The organism is Collinsella aerofaciens (assembly GCF_040910325.1).
In the GTDB taxonomy this organism is placed as follows: domain Bacteria; phylum Actinomycetota; class Coriobacteriia; order Coriobacteriales; family Coriobacteriaceae; genus Collinsella; species Collinsella aerofaciens_BL.
Genome location: NZ_JBDGAV010000001.1, coordinates 165,846 through 181,789, shown reverse-complemented (window position 1 = coordinate 181,789; position 15,944 = coordinate 165,846). Strand labels below are relative to the sequence as shown.

General features: G+C 59.4%; 15 protein-coding genes and 1 tRNA gene. All 16 read right to left on the bottom strand.

Going from position 1 to position 15,944, the window contains the following annotated elements:
- Positions 1 to 56 precede the first annotated feature (56 nt).
- The gene (locus tag AB5Z25_RS00740; protein ID WP_368134543.1) at positions 57 to 1,523 is read right to left on the bottom strand and encodes a hypothetical protein; all 1,467 of its coding nucleotides are present in this window, start codon (positions 1,521 to 1,523) and stop codon (positions 57 to 59) included.
- 209 nt (positions 1,524 to 1,732) lie between these two features.
- The gene (locus AB5Z25_RS00735; RefSeq protein WP_368134542.1) at positions 1,733 to 2,779 is read right to left on the bottom strand and encodes a zinc ribbon domain-containing protein; all 1,047 of its coding nucleotides are present in this window, start codon (positions 2,777 to 2,779) and stop codon (positions 1,733 to 1,735) included.
- Positions 2,780 to 2,897: 118 nt separating this feature from the next.
- On the bottom strand, positions 2,898 to 3,563 hold the full coding sequence (nth, locus tag AB5Z25_RS00730) for an endonuclease III (protein ID WP_368134541.1): 666 nt from the start codon (positions 3,561 to 3,563) through the stop codon (positions 2,898 to 2,900).
- 63 nt (positions 3,564 to 3,626) lie between these two features.
- The gene (locus tag AB5Z25_RS00725; RefSeq protein WP_368134540.1) at positions 3,627 to 5,429 is read right to left on the bottom strand and encodes an ABC transporter ATP-binding protein; all 1,803 of its coding nucleotides are present in this window, start codon (positions 5,427 to 5,429) and stop codon (positions 3,627 to 3,629) included.
- Between the two features lie 125 nt (positions 5,430 to 5,554).
- Positions 5,555 to 6,910, bottom strand: a complete 1,356-nt coding sequence (locus tag AB5Z25_RS00720; RefSeq protein WP_368134539.1) for a DNA recombination protein RmuC — start codon at positions 6,908 to 6,910, stop codon at positions 5,555 to 5,557.
- A 51-nt stretch (positions 6,911 to 6,961) separates the two neighbouring features.
- A complete protein-coding gene (locus AB5Z25_RS00715; RefSeq protein ID WP_368134538.1) occupies positions 6,962 to 7,525 on the bottom strand; it encodes a hypothetical protein in 564 nt (187 codons plus the stop codon).
- Positions 7,522 to 8,016 (bottom strand): DUF6036 family nucleotidyltransferase, encoded by a 495-nt coding sequence (locus AB5Z25_RS00710; protein ID WP_368134537.1) that lies wholly within the window; start codon positions 8,014 to 8,016, stop codon positions 7,522 to 7,524. The genes AB5Z25_RS00715 and AB5Z25_RS00710 overlap by 4 nt, the downstream gene beginning before the upstream one ends.
- Before the next feature lie 160 nt (positions 8,017 to 8,176).
- Complete coding sequence (locus AB5Z25_RS00705) at positions 8,177 to 8,599, bottom strand: hypothetical protein (RefSeq protein WP_349109775.1); 423 nt, start codon at positions 8,597 to 8,599, stop codon at positions 8,177 to 8,179.
- A gap of 446 nt (positions 8,600 to 9,045) precedes the next feature.
- Positions 9,046 to 9,585, bottom strand: a complete 540-nt coding sequence (gene rbr, locus AB5Z25_RS00700) for a rubrerythrin (RefSeq protein ID WP_215694836.1) — start codon at positions 9,583 to 9,585, stop codon at positions 9,046 to 9,048.
- 114 nt (positions 9,586 to 9,699) lie between these two features.
- Entirely contained in the window at positions 9,700 to 10,605 is a 906-nt protein-coding gene (locus tag AB5Z25_RS00695; RefSeq protein ID WP_368134536.1) for an HhH-GPD family protein, read from the bottom strand.
- 21 nt (positions 10,606 to 10,626) lie between these two features.
- Positions 10,627 to 11,112, bottom strand: a complete 486-nt coding sequence (locus tag AB5Z25_RS00690; RefSeq protein WP_368134535.1) for an RrF2 family transcriptional regulator — start codon at positions 11,110 to 11,112, stop codon at positions 10,627 to 10,629.
- A 343-nt stretch (positions 11,113 to 11,455) separates the two neighbouring features.
- Positions 11,456 to 11,533: transfer RNA gene (locus AB5Z25_RS00685), tRNA-Asp, on the bottom strand.
- 407 nt (positions 11,534 to 11,940) lie between these two features.
- Entirely contained in the window at positions 11,941 to 12,408 is a 468-nt protein-coding gene (locus AB5Z25_RS00680; RefSeq protein WP_368134534.1) for a YfcE family phosphodiesterase, read from the bottom strand.
- A gap of 91 nt (positions 12,409 to 12,499) precedes the next feature.
- Positions 12,500 to 13,216, bottom strand: coding sequence for a LytR/AlgR family response regulator transcription factor (locus AB5Z25_RS00675; RefSeq protein ID WP_368134533.1), 717 nt, complete (start codon positions 13,214 to 13,216; stop codon positions 12,500 to 12,502).
- A 72-nt stretch (positions 13,217 to 13,288) separates the two neighbouring features.
- On the bottom strand, positions 13,289 to 14,632 hold the full coding sequence (locus tag AB5Z25_RS00670; RefSeq protein WP_368134532.1) for a histidine kinase: 1,344 nt from the start codon (positions 14,630 to 14,632) through the stop codon (positions 13,289 to 13,291).
- Entirely contained in the window at positions 14,629 to 15,816 is a 1,188-nt protein-coding gene (locus AB5Z25_RS00665; protein ID WP_368134531.1) for a glycosyltransferase, read from the bottom strand. Before AB5Z25_RS00665 ends, AB5Z25_RS00670 begins: the two co-directional genes overlap by 4 nt.
- Positions 15,817 to 15,944: the final 128 nt, after the last annotated feature.

The window sequence follows — 15,944 nt, the reverse complement described above, 5'->3', positions numbered from 1 at the left end:
CAAAATCTCCCCGTCACTTCGAACGCCGCAACCACGGAAGGTGCCCCAAGAAACGGCTATTCCTCAAAAAAGCTCGCAACGTTCAAGCGGCTCGTCCACTCGCCTATGGTGTTGGCAAAGCCGACGCGTGTGTACACGCCCGCGAAACGACCGCGATACAGGTACAGGCCTTCCATATTAGAAGCGGGCGCAAAACCGAGATCATCCACAAGTCCTTTGGGTGCCTCTCCTCGATGCGGCCCATTGACAAGCGTTCCGCGCAAGCAGGGAGTCTGATACTGCTGAGCATACTCCTGTACAATCGCCCCAGCGGCCGCAGCGCGAGCAAGCACCTGGGACCATTCCCGTTCCGTGGCATCCAAGCCGGCAACAACGCCAACCGCGTTGTAGCCGCCGCACGGCTTGACAATCCATCGATCCTTTTCGGCAAATCTCGACAACTGGGCGCTTTCGTCCAAAATCTCGGTATAGGGCACATGCTCCCGTACAAACGATTGCTCCTCCGGGCTCAACAAGGACTGACCGGCCCGAGACCACAGAAATGCAAATACGGTCTTAGTCGCACACGGCCACGTTCTAAATCCGCCGACGACGCATGCGAGCCCTTCTTGGGCAGCCTCAATTAAGGCCGAGCGTCCGTCGCACGGCTTATCCCACAGCTCGCCGGTCACCGCGCGCCGCCAAACGCAATCAATAGGACCGGCGGCATCGCACAGCCGCCTAGCACCGCTCTCGTCTTCGCCAATCCGCAGGTCGCGCACATCCGCAAAGCGCGCCACCACACCCCGTCGCCTCATAAGGTCGACAAAATGAGCCGCATCTTCCAAGTCGATGCTTTCCGAATAGTCGACGATTGCCACCGAAGCGGGATATATTTTTGATTGCGGTGCATAGAGCCCCTCGTCAACGCGGGCCCCGTCGTCCGATCGTGCACTATCCTCGGTGCGGCGAGGATGGGCCAGCTTCCACTCTGCATAGGTCTCAAACAATGCGTCTATCCAGCTACCGCACAAATCGTACTGCCGAAAGCCGGGGTGGTCGGATGCAAACTCCTCAAAGGAAGGCGTCATTCGCACCGCCTGACAGACCGCATCGGTCACTACCATTCCGGCACTGCCGTCGGTATTGAGCTCGCAAAACGTATACGAACCGGCATCTTCGTCAAGAAAGATATCAACACGCGCAAGGGGAATTTGGCAATCATAGCCGGCATCCATAGCGCACAGGTCAGCAAAAGCCGGATCCATGCGAAACCACGCACGCACGGAGGCATCGGAACAAAACGCCCGCGTCACCTTGTCCATAATGCCGTACATGCGCTCGGCGGCCTCCTTAAGAAGCGCCGTCATATCCATGTCGAATATCTTTGGCGTCAGAGCCCAGGGCGCAGGATCACCATGGTAGAGCGCATGGGTTTGAGACAAGTATTCGTCGCCTTTGCGACGACCAGGTAGGTCACCTTCGCGCGTGCGTACGATGCGTTCAAAATAATCTTCGAGCTCTCGCGTCTTCAATGTTGCCACGTTACCCTCCATTGCTTGATTTTTTGCTCATGCTACGCCAGCACGCACGACTTCGGCGCGCTTGAATAGGCTTCTAAATTAGCAACACATTTTTGCATGAGGCGGCAGGAGGCGACAAATACTCCAGCTCAAGCGCATGCCCAGCCCCGCAACAAAAACGCCAGACGGGCAAGTCGCCTGGCGTTATCAGAGTGAGCTGTCCACCGAGCCTAATCGTAGACGCCCATTTTAAGCAGTGTGAAGGTCGGGGCGCCGTCACCCTGCGCGACGCGGACCGTGCAAGTCTCGGTGCGGCCCCTGGATGCATCCGCTTGAATTGCGGCGATGAACTGATCCTTTGGCAGGCCATAGGTGCTCTCGGGGATGTCGGAAGGAAGTAACGCACCGCCAGCACTGTAAACCTCATAGGTGAGCTCGTAGATGTTGTCGCCAAGGTCAGTCGCGCCCGTAACGATGGCACACGATGGGTTGTAATTTCCCTGGCCGTATTCCTGTTTCAGATACAGGTACCCGTCATGCGCTTCGGCCGAATCAGGAATCGCCTGCCCCTCCGGCGTTCTGTCATAAGTCATATCGGCATCGGAAAGCGTCAGGCCCGTCAAGCGGTTGAGTTCCCTATTGACCGCATCAGTCGCCACGCGCTGGCGATTGCCGTTGTCATAGTCACCCTTCTCGATTCGATACGGCGCGTTGTCAATAAAATGGCACCAGATAAACTTAACCAGCTTGTATTTCTCGTCATCAGAAAGTCCGTCAGTCGAATCGAAGTCGCCCGCCTGATACCAGTCCCGATCGAAGTGTTCCTCCGTAAAGTTCGACAGGAACAGGTTTGCGGCGGCATAAGTTGCCTGGTCGTTGAGGTCGACTTTTACGCTGCTGCCGGTCTGCTCAGGCTCATCTGCCTCATCCTCGTCGGCGGCAGACTTCTCCTTGGCGCTTCCCTTGTCCTTGTGCTCGGCCGAACCCTCGTCGGACCCAAGTACTGTAATCTGCGATGAATTGCCCTGCCCAAGCGGACCCAGCACGCCGGTCAGCGCCAGCGCAGCGCCGCCGGCCACCAGCACGCCCGCTGCACATATGCCGATAATCACCGCTCGCTTATGCGACTTCTTCTGCACGGGAGGCATCCCTGCCGCCGGCATCGATGCGGGCTCAGCAGGCGCGGCCGCCGGGGAGGCAGCGCCGATGCGCGCCCCGCAGTTCGTGCAATATTCAGTTCCATCGGGCATCTCGGAGCCACACTTGGTGCAAAACATATTCGGGCATCTCCTCACAACAAACGGCATCTGTCGCCATCATATTGAGCCTTCGCGGCCCAAATGCGTTGCGCAACATTGGCCACAGCCTTCGGACGCTGGCAAAACGTGCCGGGCCCTACCCCATCACGCGTACGCTGGGACAAAGGTCTGCCAGTGGGCACTCGTCGCACTTGGGTTTGCGGGCGTCGCAGATTTCGCGGCCAAAGGTGATCCACTGGTGATTGACCGACTCCCAATACTCGTGCGGCAAGATCTTGAGCAGATCCTGCTCGGTCTTGAGCGGCTCTTTGGCGTGCGTCTTGGGACTCAGCATCAGGCGATGCGCGATACGGTTGACGTGCGTATCCACCGCGATGCCTTCCACGATGCCATACCCCACGTTGAGCACGATGTTCGCCGTCTTGCGCCCCACACCCGGCAGTTTGACGAGCTCCTTCATATCCGCCGGCACTACACCGCCGTAATCGGCAACGATCATCTGCGCCGCTTCCACGGCGTGTTTGGCCTTGCTCTTGTAGAAGCCAAGCGACTTGATCGTGTCCGCCACGTCGGCAACACTCGCCCCGGCCATGACCTCGGGCGTGGGCCACTGGGCAAACAGCCGCGGCGTCACCTTGTTGACTTGCGCGTCGGTCGTTTGCGCCGAGAGCAGCACCGCGATGAGCAGCCTAAAGGGATTCTCGTGGTCCAAGAAGCACTCGACCGGGCCATAGCGACGGTTAAGGCGCTCGCACACCTCGATGGCGCGCTCGCGTTTGGCGGCATTGGTCTCGCGTGGCATAACGACTCCTCGGCTCGGCGGCATAACAAACCTATGGGCACGATTGTCCCACGTATGGGGTCTTTACGCCTCCAAAAATGCGCCGGTCTGGCGGCCCCACAGGCTTGCGTACTCGCCGCCAGCCTCGACAAGCTGCGCATGCGTACCGTCCTCGACAATCTCGCCGTCCGCCAGTACCACGATGCGGTCGAGCGCCGCCACGGTGGACAGGCGATGTGCCACCACAATGGAGGTGCGGCCGCGCATCAGGTTCTCGAGCGCCTCCTGCACCAGCGCCTCGGACTCGCTGTCCAAGGCAGACGTCGCCTCGTCGAGCACCAGGATCGGCGCATCGGTCAGAATAGCGCGGGCAATGGCCACGCGCTGGCGCTGGCCGCCCGAAAGCTTAACGCCCCGCTCGCCCACCATGGTGTCAAAGCCACGGGGCAGGCGGTCGATAAACTCGGTCGCATTAGCCAAGCGAGCCGCTTCGCGGATCTGCTCGTCGGTAGCGTCGGGGCGGCCGTAGGCGATATTCTCGCGAATGGAGCGATGGAACAGCAGCGCCTCCTGCGGCACGTAGGCAACTTGGCGGCGCAGGCTCTGCTGCGTGCAGCGCGAAACGTCCTGGCCGTCCACGAGCACGCGGCCGACCTGTACGTCGTCCAGGCGCAGCAACAGCTTGGTGAGTGTCGTCTTGCCCGAGCCCGATTTGCCCACCAGGCCCACGCGCTGGCCCGCCGCCACATGGAGCGTCAGGTCGTCGAACACGCTCTCGCCCGCCGCGGCATCACGGTATGCAAAGCTCAAGTGCTCAAAATCAATCGCGCCCTCGCTCACCTTGAGCTCGGGGGCGTTCTCGTCGTCTGCCACCAGACACGGCTCGTCCAGCACGCGCGTCATCTCGGCCGCATCGCCCAGCGCGCGATTGATGCGCTGCATCATGGAGCTCACGTAGTTCAGACGCATGGTGAGGTTGTACGTATAGGTAAAGATCATGACGAGCGCGCCGGCAGAGATGCCAAACCACGCGTTGCCGCCCGCCACGAACACGCTCACCACGGCCATGGTGATGACGATAAGGCCCGAGGTCGTAAAGTTGCGCTGCATCATGGCGTGCATCGAAACCGTTTCGGCATCACGCGCGGCACGGTCAGCGGTATCGAATAGGTCGCGCTCAAAGTCCTCGCGCCCGCAGGTTTTGACGGCCAGGATGTTCGTGACCGCGTCGGAAAGCACACCCGACAGCTTGTTCTGCGCAGCGGACGTCGCGGCCGAAAGCGGCATGATGCGCTTGTACATAAACCAGACAAACGCAATGTAGACGACCATGATGCCCACCAGGATCACGGTAAACGTCGGCACCACCGGGGCGAGCGCCGCCACCGTGCAGACGACCGAGGTGATGGTGGGGATGAGCGAATACACCGTTACGTCCACCAGACCCGTGTAGCCGCTCATAAAACGGCTCGTCTGGCTCACAAGCGATCCGCCAAAGCGGCTGGTGTGGAATGTCATGGATTGATTGGAGAGCGTGTCAAAGCACAGGCGCGCCAGGTGATAGTTGCCCGCAATCTCGAGCTTGTAGACGGTGTAGTCCTGCAGCTTGGAGAGGATCTGGCCTACCAGGTTAACGAGCACGAGCGCCAAAATGTAAGGACCAAAGACCTCAAACACCTGGTCGCCTGCCACGGGGCCGGCCTGGACGCGGTCGACGATAAGCGCCATCACGTAGGTGTTGGCAAACGTAAGCAAAAAGATATAGCCCGCCGACGAGAATACCGAGAGAAAGACGATCAGCGGCTGCGTGCGCGTGACATCCCAAAAACGCTGCAACGTGCGGCGCACGGTGGAGCGCTTGAGCGGGCTGGTGCTTCTCTGAGACATGGGCTTCCTTTCACGTCTGATAGGGCGAAACGCCTTTGTAGCACACTAAAGCGCACTTCAAGCAAGCACGATGCGAAAAGCGCCCGCGCCTCGCGCTTGCGCCGACGCCCCGCCGTCCGTTGCGGCTAGCCCTCGTCTTCCTGGCCCGCGAGTAAGCCTGCGGACTCCAAGCCCAGAATCGCGTCGGCCTCCTCGGCATCCTCCAGCGCATCGATGTCCTTGAGCTTGCGCTCCATAACGTTGGTGCGCGTGGTGATAATGCCCTCGACCGTCTTGCCCGCAGTCTCGATCTGCTGTTGGGCGCGGCGTAGCGCCGCCTGATAGCGCGGCAGCTCAGCCTTGACGGCGGAAAGCACGCGCAGCACGTCATCGGTGCGTTTTTGCAGCCTAAACGTCTGGTAGCTCATCTGCAGGCTGTTGAGGATGGCCGCCATGGTGCTGGGGCCGGCAACGTTGACGTGATAGTCGCGGCCCAGGGTCTCGATAAGCCCGGGGCGGCTGACGACCTCGGCGTACAGCCCCTCAAACGGAACGAACATAATGCCAAAGTTGGTAGTCGCGGGCACGCTCAGATACTTTTCGCAGATGTCCTTTGCCTCGCGCTTCACCATCATATCGAGCGTCTTGCGCGCTGCGGCGACGGCCTCAGCGTCACCCGACTCCTGGGCGTCGAGCAGATGCTCGTACGCATCGCCCGGGAATTTGGAGTCGATCGGCAGCAGCACGGGATCACCCTCGTCCACCGGCAGCTTGACAGCAAACTCAACGCGCTCCGAGGTGCCGGGCTTGGTGGCAACGTTTTCCAGATACTGGTCGGGCGTAAGGATGTCCGCCAGGATTGCGCCCAGCTGCACCTCGCCCAAAATGCCACGCGCCTTCACATTGCCCAGCACGCGCTTAAGGTCGCCCACGCCGGTGGCGATAGATTGCATATCGCCCAGGCCCTTGTACACGGCCTCGAGCTGGTCGCTCACCTGCTTAAACGATGCAGACAGGCGATCGTTGAGCGTACGGGAGAGTTTCTCGTCCACCGTCGAGCGCATCTGATCGAGCTGCACGTTGTTGTCCTTGCGGATGGCGCCCAGCTGGGCATCGACCGTCTCACGCACCTTGTCCAGGCGGTGCTCGATGCCCTCGCGGTTGGCGCCGAGCTGTTGGGCCGTCTCGCGGCGCAGGTCATCCATGCGGTCGCCGGCCTGCGAGAACTCGCGCGCAATGGTCAGGTAGCGTTGCTGCTCCACGGCGGCGTCGGTCGTCTGCTGCTGCGCGATGGCGTTTGCCGTGCGGCGGGTTTCTGCCAGCGCGACGTTGAGGGCATCGAGCGTGCTGTTGGCCTGCTCGAGCGCAGCCAGCATCTCTGCCCCGCTATCGCCGCGCTCCCGCAGCTCGGCGCGAAGGCCCTTGAGCTGCAGGGCACAAGCCACAGCAACCCCCGCCGCCACCAAGGCGGTCACAGCAAGCACGATATCAATAGCAGACATAGACTCCGCCCAACAAACCCAATCGATTATCAATCGAAACCTCGATCAATCTTACCCCGCCACACGCATCGGGCGCCCGGCCCCTTCTTGGGAGCTTCTCTCTTCCGCATATTCCATAATGCGACGCGCCGTCTCCCTGCTCACCTTTGAGTCATCGCCGGCTAAGTATGCGTACACGTTTCCCTTATTCAGATTCAAATCGCGGCAGAGACCGTAGCGCGTTACGCCCGATTCCCCTAGCGCCCCCAATGTTCTTTTTCGCATCAGGGCGTTGATCCTTCTGTCCGCCACTGGCTTTTCCTTCACCGCTCTATACGCACGCCAAACGTTGGCATAACGGTTAGGGAGCTCACTTTTGGCGCATAGAGACGCCATGCCACCCGCTTGATCGTACAAGGACAAAACGCCTCGGTAATCCTCTTCCATCCACGAGCCCTCGGATAAACCCAGAACGTATTCAGCTTTTCCCTGCGCCAAAGCGAGCAAAAACAGAGGCTCCGCCACGCGCGGTGCAACCGTCGTCGCCCGCTCAACCAGTTTTCTAAAACTCAGCGACTGCTGTCCGGATAGCTCTCGGCAATAGCCTTTTAAGAATCCCTCAAAGGTCAGATTCAACCGAGCACCTCCTTTTTGTATTGCCTGTATGCACAGACCATCTCTTGATAGCTTCGCTCCGAAGGCGACGACGCCAGCGCTTCTCCGTCGTCGAATATAAGCCGTTCGAGCAGCCCCCAATCAAGTCGGTCGACGAATGCCTGACTATGAAGATCGACGATGTCGTTCGGACGGTAGGCATAGAGCTTCATTACCGCCAGGTCCTCCAAGGATGGCGTAAAGTACCTGATAAAACGCGCGCCAATATCCAAGGGAATCAAACGATCTTCGTAATTGAATGGCATCTGATTACAATACGCCACCGCCATACCATTTACCTCGGGGTATCGAGCTATGATCTCGCGGAGGCACCTGTCTGCCTCAAACACATCAATGTCATGTGTAACCGACCGATTCGTCACATCGTTTAGCATGAAGGCGCTTCCTCCCACCAATACAACGCTCGGCCTGTCGTCTCTTGGACCTATTTCCAGCTCCGCCTCCTTCGTCAATGCCCAAAAGAGTCTGCTCTAAATCCTGCTTATACATAGCAAATCCTATTATTATTTATCTTTAATAATACTATTCAGTTGCACGACAGGACCCACAGGATGCAAGAATTCTACTCGTGGCGATAATCCCTACACCCTAGAAGTCCTAATTTGACAAACGCTAACTCTCCCAGCCGGCGCGGATAGTTGTTATGACATCGCCTAGGCGCTGGCCGAGGGCCGACAGATGTTGGAGCACTTCGCTGGGCGAGGCACCGTTGAGAATGCACGTGAAGGCATATGAGGCCAAGAAGATTGCCGCGAGTCCCAACGGGATCAGCACAATCATCGCTAACGTGCGCAGGCGCTGGCCCACGCGGCGGTGACGCGTGCGGCGCTTGTCGAACGCAAGCTCCTGCGCATATGAATCTTGTTGTACGGAATATGCTCCTGGGTCTACCTCGCCCACAGACGATACCGCAGGTGCGGCGTTTTGTGCAGGAGGTTGAACGGCCGCCCCTTGCATTTGCATCTCCATGAGTCGTTGCTGTTGGCGCAACATGCGCTCGGCTTGTTGCTGCGGGGTCTCAAGAAACAGGTCCATGCTGGCCTCCTCAATCGGAGCATTCGACGCTTGCGCCCAGCATCCCGCACCATCGCGGCCACGGCAACGAAATCTGCGGCAATAACTATGAAGATTCTTGCTGACAAAAGTTGTCGAAAACCTCAACAACTCCCCTACCAGCACTTTCTTTGAGCTTTTTTATCGAATGATCTTTTGCCCTTCCACCAACCCGCCAACTAACCAAAAGCTGACCAAAAGCTTGACGGAAATTGTGAAGACCGGGACCCCACACAAAAAGTGCCGCCCCAAAGGGGCGGCACACAAACTTCTAATCAGCTTTTCAGTAACGAGCACGCGACGACCCAACGCCGGGGCGCGGGGCGGGAGGCCGGATTGCCTTCCCTCAACGCGACCCTGCGGAGCCGTGAGCGGGGAGGGAAGGCAATCCGGCCTCCCGCCCCGCGCCCCGCAGCCAGCGCCAAGCGCTAGTAGTTCACCACCTGCTCCTCAAAGTACGCCTTCGGGTGGTTGCACACCGGGCACACCTCGGGCGCCTCGGCACCAACATGCAGGTGCCCGCAGTTCAGGCACTTCCATACCTTCACGCCCTCGCGCTCAAACACCTCGCCCGACTCAATGCGCTCGACGAGCTTGTTGTAGCGCTCCTCGTGAGCCTTCTCGACAGCGCCGACGCCACGGAACTTTGCGGCGATCTCGGTAAAGCCCTCCTCCTCGGCGGTCTTGGCAAACTCGTCGTACATCGTGGTCCACTCGTAGTTCTCGCCCGCAGCGGCATCACGCAAGTTGTCCAGGGTGTCGGGAACGGCGCCGTCGTGCAGATACTTAAACCACAGCTTGGCGTGCTCGGACTCGTTGCCCGCCGTCTCGGCAAAGATATTCGAGATCTGAACGTAGCCATCCTTCTTGGCCTTGGATGCATAGTAGCGATACTTGGTATGCGCCTGGGACTCACCGGCAAAAGCGGTCTCGAGGTTCTTCTTGGTTTGAGAATTCTCAAAATCCATAGGTGTACTTCCCTTCAACACATGCCGCCCGTAGGCTTCGAGCGACCTTGTCTTTAGGATGCCCTCATGTCGAAAATCTAAACCTTACAATCCTGTTTTTCAGATTCGGGTGGGCTACACGCTTAGCCAGCGGTCACCCTCCACGCGGCAAAAGCCCTCGCGCTCAAGATCGGCGAGAATGCTTGCAACCAGCTCGTGCTCGACCGGCTCGCGGCCCGCTGCCGCCTCCATTTCGTTGACGCCCGCCACGGCCTCGGCGAGTGTGATGCCCGCCGGCCGCCCATCGCGCGCCGCCAGCAGCATGCGCACAATATGAGCGCGCTTTTGGCGACGCGAGCCCTCAAACTTGGACTGACGGCTATAGCTCGCCGAGCGCCTGGACGGATTGGGCAGCGTCTTTTTAAGATACGCGCCGTAATCCAGCAACGCGTAATACCACGCGCGCGGCGTGTCGGCATCGTCTTGAGGCACGGCAAAGGGAGCGATCTCATCCGCCGTCGCACCGGGAACCGCCGGACAGGCGGCTTGGATCAGCGGCACCAGCTCGCGATCGGGAACGGCCGGCACATCGGGAAAGAAATGATGCAGAAAGACCGTGCGCACGTTGGTCTCCAGATACACACCCGGTAGATCGAACGCAAACGACCGGATGCCCTGCGCCGTCGCCGGGCCAATACCGGGCAGGGCGACCAGGTCGCGCGTCTCACGTGGAAACTCCCCACCCCAGTCTTCCATAACGCACTGAGCGGCTCTATGAAGCGCCAGGGCGCGGCGATTGTAGCCCATCCCCTGCCACGCATCCAAGACATCGGAAGGGGCGGCCTGAGCGAGTGCCTGCACGGTCGGAAAGCGGTCGAGCCACGCGGGCATACGCGTCTCCACACGCGGCACCTGCGTTTGCTGCAGCATAACCTCGGAAAGCCAAATAATGTACGGGTCGCGCGTGCGGCGCCACGGAAGGTCGCGATAACGCAGGACCCCTTCCGAACGAATCATCGAACGAAAGGGGTCCTGAATCATAGCTATGCTCCTTATGCGGCGCTATTCCTCCCGGCAAGCGCACGCACAGGTGGCGTACTCGGGAAACGCATCGCGGTCGGCGAACTTGGAATCGACGGCCGGAAACTGGCGGTGAGCGACGATATCGCCCAGCGAAACGGAATCGAGGTAGTCGCGCATCAGCGCCTGGGCTCCGGCCCACAGGGGATGATAGCAGCACGTACCCATGCGTGCACAGTCGCCTTCGGGCGCGGTGCAATCGTTCATGACCATGGGGCCCTGAACGGCCTCAACGACCTGGCGGATGGTGACATCGTCGGGACTGACTTTAAGACGCATGCCGCCATGGACGCCGCGCAGGCTCTCCACAATACCGGCCTGAACCAAACCATGCTGAATCGAACGGGCAAACGAATACGGGACATTGACCTCTTCGGCGGCGGTGCGAACAGAAAGCAGACGCTCCGGGTCCTCGGCAAGCATCGCGAGCATGCGAAGGGCGTAATCAGTCTTCCTCGATATGTCCATTTTTCCCCTTTCAAGGAATAGGAACAGCTCGAACGAGCTCCGGAGCCGAGCTTACGTCGAGACACCAATGACCGTATGGACGCCCAAATAGCAAAACGGGTGCCCACTGAATGCCGTGTTTGAAGCCTCTTGCATCAAAAACGGCCCATAGTGCAATTTAGTATAACCTAACCCCCTGCTTCGTTGAACTGGTGTTGTGCAACAAACGCCTTGTTTAAACACATGTCTCAAACGGAGCTTGTCCGGGAATTGGAAGGATTTGGTTTTGGGCGAAAGGGGCCGATGGGATCAAGGTCCTATCAAACGCAAAAAGCCACGTCCGAAGACGTGGCTTTAATTGCGTTGGCGGGAAGTACGGGGCTCGAACCCGCGACCTCCGACGTGACAGGCCGGCGCTCTAACCAAACTGAGCTAACTCCCCAGGCAGTCGTTCGCGTTTGTTTCCGCTCGCGTGCGCTGCGGGGATTAGTATACACAGAAGTCTGTCCGGCGCGCAACAACTTTTTTGAAAAAATTTTTGGGGCCATCCGGGAGGGTCTCCGGGGCTGGGGGCTGGGGTTAAGTTTGCTGCTCTACAGTCCTGCGCAAGACGGAAAGCACATTAAGTGCTTTCCTTTGCGTGCGGAACTCGCGACAAACTTAACCCCCGCCCCCAGCCCCGGAGACCCTCCCTGCCGTCACTTTGTTCGAAGACTTTGTTGCTCGCCGCTTCGCGGCTCGGGATCCCCGTGCTCCTCGGCGGGGTTGCCTGATGGTTGTTGTTGAACTTCGGCCTTTTGCTGAAAGAAAAACGGGAGATGCGGTCTGCATCCCCCGTTTTTGTTGCACCTACTCCAAGTCAATAAAATTGGTGCTCAGGATCTTGCCGTCCTTGACGAGTATTCTGGCCATGGTGGGGCCTCGGCTGCCTCGGGGGTAGCTGGCGCTGCCGGGGTTGAGGACCAGGCAGCGGCCTACTTGGGCTTCTTTGGTTACGTGGGTGTGACCGTTGATGGCTACGTCTACGGATCCCACCGGAAGGTCTTCGCGGTAATGGGCTACGGCGAATTTGAGGCCTTCGTAGGTGAAGATAGCCAGACGGTCTACATCCGGGCCGTAGTCGCGGTAGTAGTCGTTGTTTCCTAGGACCGCTCGCACGGGGGCGATGGTGCATAGATGCTCGTAATCCATCTCTGAAGTGAGGTCTCCGGCGTGGATGATCAGATCTGCGCCCTTGAGCTCGTCCAGAAGCGCGGGCGAAAGATAGCCGTGGGTGTCCGAGATGATGTCGATGCGCTTGGCGCTTGCACTGTTCATGGGATCCCTTCTGCAAAACCGATTCGACGTATATACAAAAAGCCCCACGGCTCCGCAGACAATTGGTCTACAGGGCTGCGGGGCCAGTGTACTAGAGGCTCAAGGCCTTCTTGAGCGGCACAACGCGGCGGCGCGAGACCGGCACCCGTTCGTCGACGCCCGTAATGCCCAGTTGGATAGCGCCCGAGGGCACCGTCTCGACATCCGTGACGCACGCCAAGTTGACGATATAGCGGCGATGAACGCGAAAGAAGCCAAAGTCGCAAAGCTTGGCCTCGAACTGCGCCAGCGAAGTCGTCGATAGAAAACGATCATCGACGGTATAGATACAGGAGTAATCGTCCTTGGCCATGATGAAGCGAATGTCATCCACGGGGATGAGGACCTTACGGCCGCCCTTTTCCACCGGAATGCGCTCGATGGTGGCTTTGCTGTCCGTGACGGGCTTGGCGTGCTGCATGACCTTCTCGATCGCGCGATCCAGGCGCGCCTCCTCAACCGGCTTCATTAGGTAATCGACGGCATCTACGTCGAACGCCTCGACGGCATGATCGCTATACGCGGTCACAAACACAATCGCCGGCGGATTCTTAAGCTTATGCAGCGCCTCGGCAAGCTGCAGACCAGAAGCGCCGGGCATCGAGATATCGAGAAATATGACATCGACGCGGCTTTCCATCAACATCTCAATGGCGGAGCGGACGCTCGACGCCTCAGTGATCGTGCCGATCTTGCCCGTCTGCTCGAGCAAGAAGCGAAGTTCCGAACGGGCCGGGGCCTCGTCATCCACAATCATCGCACGCAGCATAGGGATTAAACCTTTCGTCAACAAACTACGCTGGGCATCCGCCGCTTGGCGTTGAGCCCATAGCCTTTTATTTTACTCTTGAATATCAAAGATGCTCTCTGACAAATCAAGATGCAGGAGCACTTTGGTGCCCTTGCCCGGCGCCGATTCGACGCGCGTATAAGAGTGCGGTCCATAAAAGCGATGGATGCGCTCAGAAATATTGTGCATGGCCACGCCGGCGCCGCCGCCTTGCGGGGAACTGGCATCGGGGCGGGCGGAGCGCTCATCAAACAGCCTGGCGGCGGTGCCCTCGTCCATACCCACGCCGTTGTCGGCCACGGCAATCAGGATTGCGTCGTCGCCGTCTTGATGGACGGTCACATCGATCCGCAGGGCGTCGTCATCGCCCATGCCATGCCGCACGGCGTTCTCGACGATGGGCTGGATTACAAAGGCCGGGACCAACGTGTCCTCGACATCCTCGGAGACATCGAAGGTCGCCAGTACGTGGTCCTCGCCAAAGCGCGCCTTCTCAAACGTCAGGTAGCGCTTGGTCTGGGCAACCTCGCGCGAGACCGGGATAAGCGACCCCGAGTTGTCGAGCGTGGCGCGATAGAACGAGGAGAACTCGCGCAGTAGCTCACGGGCGCGCAGCGGGTCGGTACGCGTAAACGACGCGATGGTGTTGAGCGTGTTGAACAGAAAGTGCGGATTGATCTGCGCCTGCAGGGCACGCACCTCGGCACGTGCCGTCAGTTCCTTTTGCACCTCGAGCTCGTGGATGGCGAGCTGCGTGGACAGGATCTCGGCAAAGCCCGAGGCGAGCGCATACTGGGTACGGTCGACGGCGCGCGGGGTCTTGTAGTAGAACTTGAGCGTGCCGACGGTGCGGTCGCCTACCTTGATGGGCGCGATGATGCCGGCGGGAACATGGTTGTGCGAGCCATCCGAACCCACGACATCCACCACGCGGTTGAACGACTGCACGATGCCGTGCTCAATGACGTAGCGCGTGGCAAGCGTATGGATGGGCGAATCGGGCAGCAGCTTTTCCTCGAACTCACCCGCGCAGGCCAGCACGTTGCTCTCATCGGTGATGGCAACGGTCATGGCACGTGTCTCGGGCAGGATACGCCGGCACACCAAAAGCGCCGATTCCTGCGTCAGGCCGCCCTTAATGTCCTCGAGCATGGCCGAGGCAACCGAGAGCGTCTCCTCGGTGTACTGGGAGCGCACCGAATCGGGATTGAGCGTCAAATAGATAAAGATGCACAGGAAGATGCACAGCAACGCACAGGCGATCACCGTGGCAATCGGCTCAATGCCAGTTGCCAGGGCAAAGATAAAGTACGCCAACACGCAAACGGCGCAGACAACGGCGATGATGCGAAAGATTGAAATTGAATTATCGCGCTGGGCGCGGCGGTCGATCATTCAGCCCCCTCCAGGATGCTAATCAGTTGTGCGTCGCGCCAAAGTTCGTCCATGATCTTGGGCCAGAAACTCTGAAAACGCAGGTAGCTTGCGGCGTTTTGGCGGGCATAGGTCTTGGCCTCGTCAATACCATGACGCCAGATGCGCAGATACCCCTCGTGCTCGCGGGTAAACATGCTGCGGACCATGGCGGTCTTGCGCACGCGGTCGTCGAGCTCGCGCGAGATCCACGGACCCGGATAGGGCATGAGCGATGCGGCCGTAACCGGAATGAGCTCCTTTTGGTGCGCAGCGAACGTCAGCTTGGCCCGCTCGTAGTACCAACGGTACACGTCCTGCATAAAGCGCGGCGAGCGCTTCTCGGACTCGGGCGGCAGGTGGCGCACGGTCCACTCGTTATCGAACCACACGTCGTAGCCAAACATGCGCATGTTAAAGAGATAGTCCAAATCCTCGCCGCGGGTGATAAACGGGTCGAAGGCCACGCGCGTAAAGGCGCGGGCGTGGAGGGCCATCAGGCCGCCGCACACGTAATTGGAGCGCGAGATGCGGGTGCCCGAGAGCGCCTTTTTCATCCAGCGATTGAACTCGATACGCTTGGTCCACCAGCGATGGCAAATGCCCGCTTTGTCCGTGGGAGCCAGCGGCGACCCGTCGCGATCGTAAAAGTATCCGCTCTTGACTAAAATCGGCAGGCCCTGACGCGTCTGTTGGCCCAGTGCATAGGTCGCACGCTTCATAAAGTCGGCATCGATAACAGTCTCGTCGTCATCCAAAAACACAACCGCGTCGTGCCCCAGCACCGCCGCGCAGGCAAGACCCATGTTGCGGATGGCACCGTAGCCGCGCAGGCTCACGCACTCGCCCGAGCCTTTGGGCGCAATCTGCGCCACGCGGTCGGCAACACGCGAAGCCTGGGTATTGGTAACGATGGTGACCTTAAGTGTGGGATGCGCATTAACGATTTCGTGCACGCGATGGGATACGTCGGCCGTGGCAGAAACCGGACAGACCACCAAGAGAATGATGCGCGGAATGTCGCGTACCTGTTCGAGCGAAGTCAGGCAGCGATTGAGTTCCGGGTTGGCGGCATTGAGCGACGTCGAGTGATCGTAGGTGCCGGGAGCGTTTGCTTGGGTATCATCGCCCGCCCAATATGTTGGGATCACAACCGTGGCGTTCATACCTTTACCCTCCTTGCAACACAAAAACGGGGCGCCGCCAAACACAGGCGACGCCCCGCGACCTAGCTGATTCCATCATACCCACTTGGGCTAAACATTGTTCGGAAGTCAGAATGATTTATGCGGCT